14 protein-coding genes are annotated in these 14,259 nt (G+C 58.1%); 6 read left to right on the forward strand and 8 right to left on the reverse strand.

Features of this window, described 5'->3' with window-relative positions; genetic code table 11:
- The first annotated feature begins 36 nt into the window (after positions 1-36).
- Positions 37-792 carry a GntR family transcriptional regulator gene (locus QQ658_RS09335; protein WP_286024591.1) on the forward strand — a complete coding sequence of 252 codons (756 nt, stop codon included), beginning with the start codon at positions 37-39 and terminating at the stop codon, positions 790-792.
- A gap of 119 nt (positions 793-911) precedes the next feature.
- The gene (glnA, locus tag QQ658_RS09340; RefSeq protein WP_286024592.1) at positions 912-2,333 is read left to right on the forward strand and encodes a type I glutamate--ammonia ligase; all 1,422 of its coding nucleotides are present in this window, start codon (positions 912-914) and stop codon (positions 2,331-2,333) included.
- A 69-nt stretch (positions 2,334-2,402) separates the two neighbouring features.
- On the opposite strand, the gene dapA is transcribed toward glnA, so the two are convergent.
- From dapA to QQ658_RS09375, 7 genes are all read right to left on the reverse strand, one after another.
- On the reverse strand, positions 2,403-3,305 hold the full coding sequence (gene dapA / locus QQ658_RS09345; RefSeq protein ID WP_286024593.1) for a 4-hydroxy-tetrahydrodipicolinate synthase: 903 nt from the start codon (positions 3,303-3,305) through the stop codon (positions 2,403-2,405).
- Positions 3,305-4,282, reverse strand: a complete 978-nt coding sequence (locus QQ658_RS09350) for a phosphoglycerate dehydrogenase (RefSeq protein ID WP_286024594.1) — start codon at positions 4,280-4,282, stop codon at positions 3,305-3,307. Before QQ658_RS09350 ends, dapA begins: the two co-directional genes overlap by 1 nt.
- Before the next feature lie 107 nt (positions 4,283-4,389).
- Entirely contained in the window at positions 4,390-5,352 is a 963-nt protein-coding gene (locus QQ658_RS09355) for a cyclase family protein (protein ID WP_286024595.1), read from the reverse strand.
- Positions 5,353-5,380: 28 nt separating this feature from the next.
- Positions 5,381-6,727, reverse strand: coding sequence for an MFS transporter (locus QQ658_RS09360; protein ID WP_286024596.1), 1,347 nt, complete (start codon positions 6,725-6,727; stop codon positions 5,381-5,383).
- A gap of 362 nt (positions 6,728-7,089) precedes the next feature.
- A complete protein-coding gene (locus tag QQ658_RS09365) occupies positions 7,090-7,872 on the reverse strand; it encodes a DeoR/GlpR family DNA-binding transcription regulator (RefSeq protein WP_353057917.1) in 783 nt (260 codons plus the stop codon).
- A gap of 48 nt (positions 7,873-7,920) precedes the next feature.
- Positions 7,921-8,925 carry a 4-hydroxythreonine-4-phosphate dehydrogenase PdxA gene (pdxA, locus tag QQ658_RS09370; protein WP_286024597.1) on the reverse strand — a complete coding sequence of 335 codons (1,005 nt, stop codon included), beginning with the start codon at positions 8,923-8,925 and terminating at the stop codon, positions 7,921-7,923.
- Positions 8,918-10,033, reverse strand: coding sequence for a four-carbon acid sugar kinase family protein (locus QQ658_RS09375; protein ID WP_286024598.1), 1,116 nt, complete (start codon positions 10,031-10,033; stop codon positions 8,918-8,920). Before QQ658_RS09375 ends, pdxA begins: the two co-directional genes overlap by 8 nt.
- Positions 10,034-10,142: 109 nt before the next feature.
- Between QQ658_RS09375 and QQ658_RS09380 the strand changes: the two genes are divergently transcribed.
- The 4 genes from QQ658_RS09380 (at position 10,143) to QQ658_RS09395 (ending at position 13,391) form a co-directional block, all read left to right on the forward strand.
- Positions 10,143-11,120 (forward strand): aldo/keto reductase, encoded by a 978-nt coding sequence (locus QQ658_RS09380; protein WP_286024599.1) that lies wholly within the window; start codon positions 10,143-10,145, stop codon positions 11,118-11,120.
- A gap of 270 nt (positions 11,121-11,390) precedes the next feature.
- Positions 11,391-11,684 carry a type II toxin-antitoxin system TacA family antitoxin gene (locus tag QQ658_RS09385; protein ID WP_286024600.1) on the forward strand — a complete coding sequence of 98 codons (294 nt, stop codon included), beginning with the start codon at positions 11,391-11,393 and terminating at the stop codon, positions 11,682-11,684.
- Entirely contained in the window at positions 11,685-12,188 is a 504-nt protein-coding gene (locus tag QQ658_RS09390) for a GNAT family N-acetyltransferase (RefSeq protein WP_286024601.1), read from the forward strand.
- A 168-nt stretch (positions 12,189-12,356) separates the two neighbouring features.
- The gene (locus tag QQ658_RS09395; RefSeq protein WP_286024602.1) at positions 12,357-13,391 is read left to right on the forward strand and encodes a TRAP transporter substrate-binding protein; all 1,035 of its coding nucleotides are present in this window, start codon (positions 12,357-12,359) and stop codon (positions 13,389-13,391) included.
- Positions 13,392-13,466: 75 nt separating this feature from the next.
- Here the strand turns inward: QQ658_RS09395 and QQ658_RS09400 are convergent, their stop codons facing one another.
- On the reverse strand, positions 13,467-14,165 hold the full coding sequence (locus QQ658_RS09400) for a FadR/GntR family transcriptional regulator (RefSeq protein ID WP_286024603.1): 699 nt from the start codon (positions 14,163-14,165) through the stop codon (positions 13,467-13,469).
- Positions 14,166-14,259 lie beyond the last annotated feature (94 nt).

Consider the following 14,259-nt stretch of genomic DNA (forward strand, 5'->3'; position numbering starts at 1 on the left):
CAGCGATCCTGGAGCCAGCACGCATGGAGACCGATAGTGACGACCAGCATTGAGCCATCAGCCGCAGAGCTCTCCCGCGACTCCGCTACCCCGCTCTATGCGCAGCTCGAATCCATCTTCCGCCAGCAGATCTCGAGCGGCCAGTGGTCACCGGGGGCTCGTATCCCGTCCGAAAACGAACTGAACCGCACCCTCGGCGTCTCACGAATGACGGTTCGTGGAGTGCTCACCAGGCTTGTCGAAGACGGGTTGCTCGTCCGGGTCGCAGGCAAGGGCACGTTCGTTGCCGAGAAGAAGATCGAGACCCAATCCCCCGCCTACCGGGGCGTCCGCGAACAGTTGGAAAGCCTCGGATTCCACACCACGACACGCCTGATCACCAATGCTCCGACGGTTCCCAGTCCGTCGGTGCGAGAACATCTGCACCTTGACGACGCCGAACAGGTCTTCGCCGTCGAGCGGGTCCGCAGCGCTGATGGCGTGCCGATTTCTCTGCACTACTCCTTCGTCCCCCTCGAATTGGCGCCAACACTCAACGAGCATGACCTCGCCTCGAACCAGTTGTGCGTGGTTCTCGCTGATCACTACGGATTGTCGATGAACCATGTGGACGAACGACTCGAGTCGGTTTCAGCGAGCGCGGAGGTCGCGAAACGTCTCAAGTTGAGCAGAGGCGATCCGGTGCTCTCGCTGGAAGACACCATTCTCGACGCGTCCGGGCGCCCGTACGAATACTCCAGGGTGCTGTTCCGCGGCGACAAAGTGCAGCTCAGCTTCAGCTTCGATCTGTAGCCAGACGTTACATTCCCGAAACATCGGCGCAACACCTCCGCTAGATTGACTGGGTAGCGTGAACGCGTTCAAAGGTTCAGCGGGCCGGACACGCCGGTCGTTCAACTGAAGGAGACCTTATGTTCCAAGGCGCCGATGATCTCTTGGCGTACATCAAGGACGAGAACGTCGAAAATGTCGACGTTCGCTTCTGCGACCTGCCAGGAGTGATGCAGCACTTCACTGTGCCGGTAGGTTCGTTCGGGCCCGAAGTCTTCGAGGAGGGGCTGGCCTTCGATGGCTCCTCGGTGACCGGCTTCCAGACCATCAACGAATCCGACATGGCGCTGATGCCCGATCCCACCTCCGCATACGTGGATCCCTTCCGCAAGAAGAAGACCCTCATCGTCAACTTCTTCGTCCATGACCCGTTGACCAAGGAGCCTTACAGCCGCGACCCGCGCAACATCGCGAAGAAGGCTCAGGCCTACCTGGCGACGACCGGCATCGGCGATACCGCATACTTCGCCCCCGAGGCCGAGTTCTACGTCTTCGATGATGTACGTTACGAGACCAACGGTCACAGCTCGTTCTATTCGGTGGACGCAGAGTCTGCCGGCTGGAACAGTGCCCGCGAAGAAGAGCGCGGCAACCTCGGATACAAGGTGAAGACCAAGGGCGGCTACTTCCCCGTGGCTCCCGCCGATCACTACGGCGACCTGCGCGACGAGATCGTCCAGTACTGTGAGAACTCCGGCCTGATCATCGAGCGCGCCCACCACGAGGTCGGTGCCGCCGGTCAGGCCGAGATCAACTGGCGTTTCGATGAGTTGCTGACCAGCGCAGACAACGTCATGAAGTTCAAGTACCTGGTCAAGAACACGGCTTACCAAAACGGCAAGTCCGCGACCTTCATGCCGAAGCCGGTTTTCGGCGATAACGGCTCGGGCATGCACTGCCACCAGTCGATCTGGAATGACGGCAAGCCATTGTTCTACGACGAGAACGGCTATGCGCAGTTGGCCGACGTCGCCCGTTGGTACATCGGCGGTCTGCTGAAGCACGCCCCGGCGCTGCTGTCGTTCACCAACCCGACGGTCAACAGCTTCCACCGGCTGGTGCCCGGCTTCGAGGCACCGGTCAACCTGGTCTACTCGGCCCGTAACCGGTCGGCCTGTATCCGCATTCCGATCACCGGATCGAATCCGAAGGCCAAGCGCATCGAGTTCCGCTGCCCCGATCCGTCTGCCAATCCGTACCTGGCGTTCGCAGCCTTGCTGCTGGCAGGCATTGACGGCATCCAGAATCGCATCGAGCCGCCGGCCCCGGTCGACAAAGACCTTTACGAGCTGCCTCCGGAAGAGCACTCCCAGGTGCAGCAGGTTCCCGGCTCTCTCGAAGAGACCCTTGAGGCGCTTGAGGCTGACCAGGACTTCCTGCTCGCCGGAGATGTCTTCACTCCCGACCTGATCGACACCTGGATCGGCCTGAAGCGCGACGAGTTGGACGCCCTGCGTCAGCGTCCGCACCCCTACGAGTTCGACCTGTATTACCAGATCTGATCATTTGAAACACAACGGCTTGGGCCGGCACCCTTTCGAAGGTGCCGGCCCAACTGTTCACTGCCCGGTTCAGCGCATGCCGCGAGCTGTGTCTGCTTTCAACACGTCGCGCAACTCTGCCTCGCCGGCGCTCGGCAACGTTGAAAATGGTGCTCGACATGGCCCGACAGGACGACCAAGAAGGTTCGTCGCCAGTTTGACCACGGTATTCGGATTCCCGTGCCTGAATACCGAGCGGAATGCACGTATCGAATCTTGCAGTGCACGTGCCTTTCCTTGATCGCCCGATTCCCATGCCTCATAAATTCCGACCATTGTCTCCGGATAGACGTTCGCAACCCCGGTGATTGCACCGCTTGCCCCTGCCATCAACGCCCACAGAATCAAAGAGTCGTTTCCGCAAAGAACAGCGAAGTCCTTGTCAGAGGGAACTTGCGCGAGGTATTGCAGCAGGTTGTCAAAATTCCCGGAAGAATCCTTCACTCCGACAATGTTCGGAACCTTCGAGAGTTCACCCAGGGTTGCTGGTGCGATGCTGTTCCCCGTTCGGGCGGGAATGTTATACAAGATCACGGGAATCGAGACAGCCTCTGCCACACGGGTGAAATGGGTCACCAATTCTGATTGCGATGCCGCCGCGAAGTAGGGAGTGATGACCGAGAGCGCACTTGCACCGGCTGCTTCGGCCTTGATCGACAATTCGATCGCTTCACGTGTCGTGACTGCTCCTGTCCCTGCATACACAGGTATTTTTCCGTCGGCCTCGTCGAGTACGATCTCCAGAACTTGCAGCCGTTCGTCAGCGGTCAGCGCGTAGAACTCACCGTTGGTTCCACCCGGGAACAAGCCATGGGCTCCGGCATCGAGCATGCGGCGAGTATGTACCCGAATCTCCTGCTCGTTTATAGACTCGTCATTATTGAACGCGGTCACCATCGCGGGGATGATTCCGCGGATCTCACTAGTCTCCATCACTTGTTCCTTGGCTCGGTGTTATCGGAAATAACTGGATGCAGCGGCGGCCGCCCCTCCAGCACAGCAACAATGTCTTGGACGACAGCCACACCCATGAGTTCGTTCGCTCGATCTGTGAAGGCACCGATGTGCGGCGTCAATACAACATTCGGCGAAGTCAGGAGCGGGCTATCAACCGGAGGCTCATGAGCGAATGCGTCCGCGCCGTATCCGCCCAGTCTGCCCGAAATCAGCGCTTGTGAGACGGCCGCTTCGTCCACAAGATCTCCGCGTGCAGCATTCAGAAGGACCGCTCCGGGTCTCATCCGATCGATCATCGCTTCATCGATGAGCGGTCGTCCATCCCCTCCTGGCAGATGCAAAGTGACGATGTCCGATTGCTCAACCAAATCTTCGATCGCCGTTACCCGCTTCACACCATTCTCATCGAAGACCTGATCCGGAAGGTACGGGTCGTACGCCAAGCAATCCAGAGAGAAGCCACGTGCTCGTTCCGCCACTTCCCTTCCGATTCGCCCAAAGCCACAGATACCGAGCGATTTTCCGGCCAATTCGGGCCCATGGAACTTATCCCATCTGCCTTCGACGAGCGACTCGTGCGCATCAATGATGTGACGTTGCACGGCAAGCATCAATCCGAACACCAGATCTGCAACCGCGGAACTGTTTGCACCAGGCGCATTTACGACTACCACCCCTGCGCGCGCCGCGGCGTCCACATCTATGTTGTCGACACCCACGCCATGCTTGGCAATCACCTTAAGGTTCCGCCCCGCCGAGATAGCGGCGGCGTCAACATCATCCAACGCAACGATCATCGCGTCTGCGTCGCCAATCTCGGCCTGCAACTGCTCCGACGTTAGCGAGGATTTCGCCACCGGATAACGGACATCTATTCCTGCCTCTTTGAGTAACTCACCAGGCCTAGTCGACCATTGACCGAAACTGGCCGATAATACGAGAACTTCTGCCATGACTTAACCAATCTCAATTCCGAGTGCGCTCAGTAATGAGTAAACCGACAGCGCGGGGACAGTCACCTGTATGCGGCTCACGATACGCTTACCTCGCCTTCTCCAGATCACTTCACAACAATCGGATTCACTGGTGAGCCGGATGCCTTTTCGATAACGATCGGGGCCGCCGCATACAAGAACGTATACTGCCCATCCTTTGCACAGTCATCACCAAGCTCGTCCATCATTACGAGCTCACACATCGTCACTCCCAAATTTCGCATAAGAGCAGCATGAAGCAACAATTTGAACCCGTTATTTGGATCGAAAGTTATTTCATTCCCCATAGTATCAGTAACCAAATTGGGAATCTCCATATCATGGAACCACTCGACCAATTCCTTACTGTACACTAGTCCCGGTTCTGAGAATGGATGAAAATATTCTTCGGGATCGCGATGGAAGTAGCTGGGAATCCAGCCCGTCCTTATCAAGATAATGTCGTGCTTTTCTATCTGAACGCCTTGCTCTTTGGCGCATTCAAGAAGGTCGTCGAGGCCAAAAGTCTCGAAGCGGTCCAAGTACTCCTTGTCTCGATAACGGGCCATGTCCAGAAGTACGCCACGGCCAACGATTCCATGTCGGCCGACGGGCGCTACGCTGGCTTTCGACAATCCGCCTGCCGTAGTTTCGGCCGAATAGCCATTGTAGATCTGCTCGTCGTACCAAACATGGCCTAGCCCGTCATACTGAGAGGTTCCTTGGCAGAACATTTCGAAGTAGTCATCTGCCCACTTTGAGCCCCCAGGATTTATGTCACGATCTCCGGTTCGGAATGAGTTGACGTCGACCGTCTGGCGTCTGATGGCGCCGTGCCGGCTCAAAGTGACAGGATCTCCCTTGTCTGTGCCGACGGGCGTCTGGAGAGTGAAAACCTTGCCCGAGTGCGCGGACGCGACGCCTCTAAGCGCCTCGGACGCGTCGAGGAAGTTCAAAGCACCGAATTCATCATCCTCTCCCCAGCGGCCCCAGTTCTTTGGGGCATCCTTGAGGAGTTCTGACATGGTGAGGTCTGAATCGTTAGGCATTTACATTTCCTTTCACGTCTAATTACATTCACTCAGCAATTGGCGAGCTAGCAGATAGTGACGTTTTGATCTTGATTGGCTCAACCTTCGGAAGCCAAACTGCGTATGCAAGAGCCCCAATTATCGCCACGGCACCGGCAACGAGAAGCGGTGCCACGAAGGAGTTTGTTCGCCCGATAATAATTCCAATGACGATCGGTGAAATAATCCCTGCTATATTGGCGAAACCATTTTGTATTCCGCCAATTGTTCCCACAGTTGAACGGGTGGGTGCGACATCCGTAGGAAGCGCCCACAAGACGGATCCTGCTCCTGTTGCACAGGCATTCGCAAGGCAGAGAAGCGTAAGAGCCACCCACACGTTGGTGGTGAAGACAGCAAGTGCGATGACCGAACTGCCCAAGAGGCCAACAACGAGGGGAACCTTCCGCGCAAATGTGACGGATTTACCGGATCGATACAAACGATCGGACCAAGCACCACCAATGAATCCTCCCACGATAGCCGCGATACCCGGCAGCATGCCGACGAATCCGAACTTGAGTATCGTCATATGGAAGGTGTTAATGAGATACGTCGGGAACCAGGTGAAGAAAAAGTAAGAAACAAAGTTCACCGCGAAGAAGCCGACGCACATCGCTTGAACAGTTCGATTTCCAAGCAGTGATGTCAGTTTGACCTTCTCAGTTGTTGTGTTCTCCTCTTGCTCTTCCTGAATGTGCTCATACTCGGACTGCGACAACTTCACGTGCTCCTCTGGATGGCGGTAATACCACAACCAGAAAACTCCGAAGCCAGCGGCAAGCGCACCACAGATTACAAATGCACCCCGCCACCCGAAGTGGGCAATAATGATCGCGACCAACGGAACAGCCAGTGTGGCGCCAACCTTCGATCCGTTGTTATACGTGCCCGAAGCGAAACTGCGTTCACCCTTGGGGAACCAGTCCCTGACCGCGCTTGATGCGGCGGGGTACGAAGGCGCTTCACTCGCACCCATTGCCCACCGAAGACCGAATAGGGCTCCAACACTATTGACCAGGCCGAGAGCTATGGTGGCTCCTCCCCAGACCAGACTGCCCAGCCCAAAGACGACTTTCGCGCCATATTTGTCGACGAGCCAGCCTGCGGGGATCATGAAGAGGACATAACTCCAGTAGAACGACGAGAGCAAAACCCCCTGAGTCTCATCACTCAGGTTGAAGTGTTCTGCAATCGCTGGCATAGCCACACTCAGAGCAGTCCTGTCAATATAGTTGAAGGCAATCCCCAAAGACAGGACCACCAAGACCACCCAACGGACATGACTCTTACCGGATCGTCGAAGCGCCTCCGGCGCTCCCTGACGGTTGGTTGAGGGGTTCGAGGAACTCATCATCGATTCCTTGTATCTGTGAGATCTACTTGGCAAAAGAGCCGAACGTTAACTTCATCGACTCCCGAGTTCGGACCGCTACAGATGGACCACACACCTACAGACCCGCCAGCATCGGCGTTCGGCAGTCACAGCAATCCAAATTGCGCGCGTCGTGCATTCAGTATGCCCCCACTTGCGCGGTTCGCGCAAGAGCGCCCCTAGACAATTTCCTGATTGCGTGATTCACGCATTCTTTGCGCAGGTCTCCGCCAAGATGTTCACCAACCTCGTGCCCACACGTCGGAGCTGGCTCTGCCAATTTCAGGCTCATGCGGGCCAACATGTACCCACACTCGACCATCAGATGGCAAGCCTCGCGATCAGCGCACTTGCATGCCGTCTTCGTTGACTACGACGACGGCGATGTTGCGCTCGTGGAATGGCGCGAGTTGGCTGTCACTGACCTGATCGTCTGTGATCAGTGTCCAGTCCTTGGGCATCCTCATCCAGGCGTGGAAGGGCGCGTGTCCGATCTTCGCTGCATGGGCCACGACATAGGTCTCCCGACTGGATCGCCACATCAGTTCTTTGAGCCGTGTCTGCTCGAGCGTTGCCTCGCAAACCCCACGCTCTGCGGTTACACCGTCTGCCCCGAAGAACACTGAATCAAAGGTCATTGATTCGAGCGCGGCCTCCGTGAGGGGGCCCACGAACCCCTGGCTGATTTCCCGAAGCCGTCCGCCGAGGCAGACCACGTCGATCCCTTCGACTCCCGAAATCGCCGCCAGTGGTGTCAATCCTGTGGTGGCCACACTCAGTCTGGTTCGTATGGTGAGGGCGCGCGCGACTTCTGCCGTCGTTGTTCCGGCATCCAATAGCACGGCGTCTCCGTCACGCACCGTGGAGGCTGCCCATCGTCCGATTGCCGACTTCGCCGCGTGGTGCTCTCGGGATCGCTCGCGTAGAGGCTGTTCGCGTTCGCGCACTACCATCGCGCCACCGAAGGTTCGTGCGAGACTTCCCTCTGCGCTCAGTCTGGCCAGGTCTCGCCGGATCGTCGAAGCTGTCACGCCGAAGCGTGAAGCCAGATTCTCGACGCTCGCGGGCCCCTCATTGGACCCCGCGACCTTGAGTATTTCCTCCCGGCGTTGAGACGCTTTCATGGGCGCACCTTCCGATCAACTGCGCCCACTCTAACGAGTAAATGAGCCTCATTCACGGCTGGCCAGGGCTACGGCCTGGCGCATTGCCTCCAACATGCTTTCAGGACGCACGATGCCCTTTCCTGCGATATCGAACGCTGTTCCATGATCGACCGATGTCCGGATGACGGGCAGACCCACAGTGATGTTCACGCCGTCCTCGATACCGAGTACCTTCACGGGGCCGTGACCTTGGTCGTGATACATGGCAACGATCAGGTCGTAATCCCCGCGGCCTGCCAAATAGAAGGCAGTGTCAGCGGGAAGGGGCCCGTCGACATCCAGGCCGTCTGCCCGGGCAGACTCGATGGCCGGCGCGATCTTTGATTCTTCTTCACCGTAGCCGAACAATCCGCCCTCACCGGCGTGTGGATTGATCGCGCAGACACCGATGTGGGGACGTTCGATACCTGCGCGCACAAGCGCCTCATTGCCGCGGCGGATAACACGGCTGACCAGCGCGGGTTCGATCTTCGCCACTGCATCAATCAACCCGATGTGAGTCGTCACATGGATCACCCGCAGGTTCGGCGCGGTGAGCATCATGGATACTTCGGGCGTGCCGGTCAGGTCGGCAAGCATCTCTGTATGGCCCGGGTAGTTGTGCCCACCCATGTGCAGCGCTTCTTTGTTGAGGGGAGCAGTGCAGATGGCATCGACTTTTCCGGCCACGGCAAGGTCGGCAGCCACCTTGATGTACTGGAAGGCGGCGTCACCTGCGACTGCACTGAGCTGACCCCAGGCCAAATCCTCGGGTAACAAGCCCAGGTCGATGACCGGGATCGCTCCCACGAGTTGCTTGGCCTGCTCAACGCTTTCCACACGCGTGACCGGCGCAGGTACGTTCATGACGCGACAGGCGGTCTCCAAGCGTTTGGCATCGCCTATCACGATGGGCGTACACAGGCTGCGGATCTCGTCATTGGCCGCTGCAACGGCCGTGATCTCGGGACCGACACCAGCACCATCACCCATCGTGATGGCAACGACGGGAAGGCTAGCTGACTCATTCATCGGAGGGTTCCTCTCGGGTTGGGTTTCTGATTTCTCTTATCGCCTGCACGATCTGTAAAAGGGACGTGTCGTCGCCGAATGAGCCAGGACGGGTAGCCACCAGTCGGCGCCCGGCTACAGAGACGACAGCTCCCGGATGCACCTCACGGAGTACATCAAGCCGCGAAATTCCAAGCCGTGGCAACACCGCACCAGCCGTCTCCCCGCCAATCACCACGATATCCACATCCTGATGAGCGGCCAGCTTTTCGACGGCTTCACTCATGCGGGTAAGCAGCAGCGAACCAGCGTCCGGAAACAATTCTCCGCCGTGCGAGAACGCAAGCACGGCCAGGCCAGTTGAGGGATCCAAGCCGTCGGCCGGCCCCTCCTCCGTGATGAGAACCGCGGATGCACCGAGCGCTTCTGTCAATACCTCGAGCTGGCGAACGGCCGCCGCCGAAGCGCTGCCGACAGCAACGACAATCTTTCGTGCAGGGCCAAGGTCATCAAGAGCGGGTTCGAACGGCGGAATCGTCGTTGCCAAACCACTGGCCAGCGCGGACGCTCCCGCCAACACTGCATCATGTTGCGCCGCGATGCGTGCAGCAACCGCGGCCTGCTCTGCCGACTCCAGATCGACGATGGCCACAATGCCGGGCCGAAGAACCTCGTCCAACCTGTCCACTGTGGTGATGACGTGCGGCAGATCTGTCAACAGGTCGGCGAGACAGGCCGGAGCCGGTCGCGGTTCCCGCTCCCACAGACCGGTCTGATCAAGCCGCATGCCGCCGACGAAAAGCGTTCCCTCGCGGACATGCCTGTCCAACTCCGGCAGCGCGGGCGAAAACAGCACCGGCCGGCCAAGCTCCACGATTTCAGTGAGGGTCATCTTGAGATGCCCTCGAAGCAACGAATCGATCTTCACAAATAAGGTTCCGCCCGCAACGCATGCCGCCAGCGCTTTTTGGAGCTGGGTGCGGTGCACGCCCGCAGGCAGCTCCCTTGTTCCAAGATTCGTCACATAGTCGGCCGGGACCACCCCATCAAAGCCAGGCAGCAGCACCGGCAGGCTACCGAATACTGCCGCCGTCTCACATGCGCCCGAGAGGTCATCCGCGATGATCACAAGGCCAGCTCTTTCTGGCATGCCTCCATTATCGCACAAACTGCGCGTTCTGCGCTACTTCTTGCGCATAACGCGCAACATCTGCCATGATGGACAACAAGGAGGAACAATGGAGTCTCAACCAATTGTCATTGACGATGTGGCCGTCCCGCTATCGCGGCTCGTGCTCGGCACGATGTCATTCGGTGACACAGCCGATGCCGGCACCGCCGAGGCCATTTTCGAAGCCGCTCTGGAAGCCGGCATCACCGGCGTCGACTGTGCAAATGGATACGCCAAGGGCACCACTGAGGGCATCATCGCACCGCTGGTGGCAAAGCACCGGGACGAGATCGTGCTGGCCAGCAAGGCAGGAATGCCGCACCCAGATGATCAAGGCAACCCGCCGCTCGCGCCGTCGTCCGTCCGGGCGTGCATGGAAGGATCGCTCAGGCGATTAGGAGTTGACTACCTGGACATCTTTTACCTGCATCAACCAGACAGGCAAACGCCTACCGCCGACACAATCGCCGCACTCGCCGATCTCTACAAAGAGGGCAAGTTCAAATCCCTTGGCGTCTCCAACTTTGCCGCCTGGCAAGTCGCCGATATCGAACAGCTCACCGTTAAACTCGGAGTACCCCGCCCGATCATCGGCCAGAACGTATACAACCTGGTCGCGCGTCGTCTCGAGGACGAGTGGTTTGAATTCGCTCAGGTACACGACATCGTCACGATGTGCTACAACCCGTTGGCCGGTGGCCTGCTCGTGGCACCTCCGGCCGAAGATGCCGCGCCCAGCCGGTTCTCGGGCTCCGTTCTCGCAGACATGTACAAGAAGCGTTACTGGACGCCAGAGGTTCTCGGCGCCATCACCAGCATCGCGAAGCTTGCAGACGAGGCGGGTATGCCCCTACCTGAGCTCGGAATGCGCTGGATGATCTCACAGCCCGGCGTCGGCGCCCTGCTACTCGGCGGCGACAAGGTAGAACATGTCACATCCAATATCGCTTCAATCGCGAAGGGACCGCTCCCCGAAGACCTCATGACAGCAGTCACCGAACAAACCGATCCCCTCAAAGGATCAATGCCTGCCTACAACCGCTAGCCCACATAGCAACGTGTGAGGGCTCCGGACAACGCACGGGTTCGGTCCGGGGTCCTCACGCTTCCCCTTGCTCACACACCACCGGCCACCTACCCCAGCCGTTCCTCCGACATTCCAGCCGTGCGGGCAGCACATGAAATGTCTCACCAGACGCGGCCCCGACCAACACCATTGCCAAAGGCACCGACCCGGCCGTATTGGCTGCTTCTCCGAGAAGCTCGCAGCACAAGCAGTTCCTATTTGTTGCAACATCAGGCATACACTCGATGTATGACCACTTCGACGGAGACAACCGGCCACAAGACCGCGCGACTTGCCGTCCGTCTCACTGACGAGCAGGACGCCCTGATCCGCAATGCAGCAGCGGCTTCCGGCCTTTCACTGACCGAGTTTGTACTATCGGCCGCCATCAACAAAGCCGAGGACACGCTCGCCGATCGGCGCGTCTTCTTGCTCGACGATGCTGCTTGGGAGGAGTTCACGGCGATTCTCGATCGACCGGCGCAACGACTTCCTGAACTTGCTGCGTTGCTGAGCCGCACGCCGCCGTGGGATGAGCAGTAAATGCCGTCGCTACCACCACGTCCGATCAAAACGAGCGACGATCTTTCCGATTTTCACTGCGGCGAGCCAGCCCTCGACGCGTATCTCACGAATCGAGCTTTGGCCAATCACGTGACCGACCTCGCGCGGTGCTACGTCTGCTGTGACACTCACGACACCACGGTCCTCGGCTATTACACCTTGTCTGCAATCGCAATCGGTCATGCCGACCTGCCTCGCCGAGTGCGTCGCAACGCTCCAAGTCCTGTACCGGCAGTATTGCTGGGCCGACTCGCCGTCGATCGCGAGGCACACGGCAGTGGTCTCGGAGCGGCCCTCTTGCGTGATGCCATTCTCTCTACGCTTGCCGCAGCCGAATGGATAGGTGTGCGGGTACTGCTGGTTCACGCATTGAATGAACACATTGCAGCGTTCTACGAGAGGTTCGACTTCCGGCCTTCTCCAACAGACCCTCTTCATCTGTACCTGCTGCTGGCGGACGCACGGCTGTCGCTCCAGAAGTGAGGGACGACTGCTGGACGAGCTTTCTTGCCCCTGAGGACAGATCGAATCAGCATTGACGACCGCTGAGCTATCTTACATAGTACTTATGATGTAACGTACTACTAATCGTCGCGGGCTCACTGATGATGCCCGACGCGAGTCATCTGCAAAACAAGGAGGTTCCCCCACATGAAGTTGTCCAAAGCGGGATTAGCTGCGACCATCGGTCTCATCTGTTTGGGTATTACCGCTTGCGGTGGATCCGGTGATGCATCCAACGGAGGCGGCGCAACAACCATCTGGAAGCTTGCGTTCAATCAGACAGAGGATCATCCGCAATTCAAGGCCGCCGAGCAGCTCGGCGAGCTGCTGGACGATGCAACCGATGGCCGGTACACGATAAAGCCTTACGCGAATGAGCAACTCGGCAGTCAGACTCAAGCCATTACAAATGTCTCTGACGGCACTATCGAGATGATTTGGGCAAGCAGCGGTACTTTGGAGAATTTCAACCAGGATTTCATCGTCTTCAACTTGCCGTACGTATTCGATTCCGTCGAGGCTCAAGAGGCAGTGTTGGCCCAACCTGACAAGCTGCAGGAGTTATACACCTCTCTCGAGGACAGCAAGAACATGACAGTCTTAACCGGAGTTCACGCCGGAGTTCGAAATATCTACAACAGCGTCCGTCCGATCCGAGAACCAGCCGACCTCAATGGTCTAAAGATCAGGGTCCAGCAGTCCGAATCTCAGGTGAAAATGATCGAGCTGATGGGAGCGGTTGCGTCGCCACTCGATACTGGAGAGATCTACTCCGCACTGCAGACAGGAGTCCTCGATGGTTCCGAGAACAACGAAACCGTCTTTGCTTCGCTCAAACATGCCGAGGTGGCGAAGTACTACTCCTATACCCGCCACTTGCTGATTCCCGATTACCTGATCGTCAGCACGAGCGCACTCGACGCGATGAGTGACGAAGACCGCCAAGCTCTGCTCAACCTGGTGCCACAAGCTCAACAGACCGCCAATGACCTATTCGCCGAGTTCGTTACAACCTCGATTGCCGATGCTGAGGGCAGCGCCGTAGAATTCAACGATGACGTGGACGTTGACGCCTTCAAAGAGAACGTGAAGCCGTTGATCGACGAATCGGTGGCAGCCAACGATCTGCGCCAGGAGCTATACGCGATGGTCGAAAACGCCAACGAGGCCGCCGCTGCCTGACTCAGGCAAGACCGCATGACTATTGGGTTCGATTCAGCTGACAGCGCTAGCCGGCTCGAACCCGATAATCGTGTCCTATCCGGACGACGACAGCTCCGTCTGCAGACCGTCCATCTGACGGCGTGACACAGTCTCGGCAACTACATCGTCGCGCTCGGCGATTGCCTTCGCAATCCGCGAATGGTCCAGTAGGGCCCCAGGTTCAGGCGTGACCGGCATCAGGCCGTGGATTGATCTTCCCCGCAGCACCTCGACAATCATGCCCCGCATTGCGATCAACATCTCGTTTCCCGACGCCTCCAAGAGCAAACTGTGAAACTCGATGTCGGTCTGCAAATACTTGTCTGAGCGCCCGAGGCCCCGCTCGCCAAGGGCCTTGAGGTCGTCCGCGAGCGCGACGAGCTGGTCTGCTTGTTCATCGCTACGCCTCTGAGACGCCAATCCCGCCGCCATTGGCTCGATGCCACGACGCAGCTCCGTCAGTGAAGTGATTTGGGCGAGTTTTTCATCACTCTCCAAGCGCCACTCGATCACTTGCGCATCCAGCACGCTCCACTGGCTCTTGGGAAGTACCTGAATGCCGGCCCGACGTTTTGCGACCAATAGGCCAACCGACTCAAGGGCCTTCACCACATCGCGAGCCAACGTCCGAGAAATACCGAACTTCTCCTCAACATCGGACAATGTCAATCGAGCGCCAGCCTCCAGCCGACCGTCCACGATCTCCATTGCCACTTGCTGAAGAACCGTGTGAAACACATTGCCCGACGGCATGCCATCCCCATCCGTATCAGTTGACTATATAGATAGTATTTATTGCTAAAGATGTGACTAAGGTGTAGCTTAAGACCACGTGCGACGACGGACC

This window comes from Propionimicrobium sp. PCR01-08-3 (genome assembly GCF_030286045.1).
Classification (GTDB): domain Bacteria; phylum Actinomycetota; class Actinomycetes; order Propionibacteriales; family Propionibacteriaceae; genus Brooklawnia.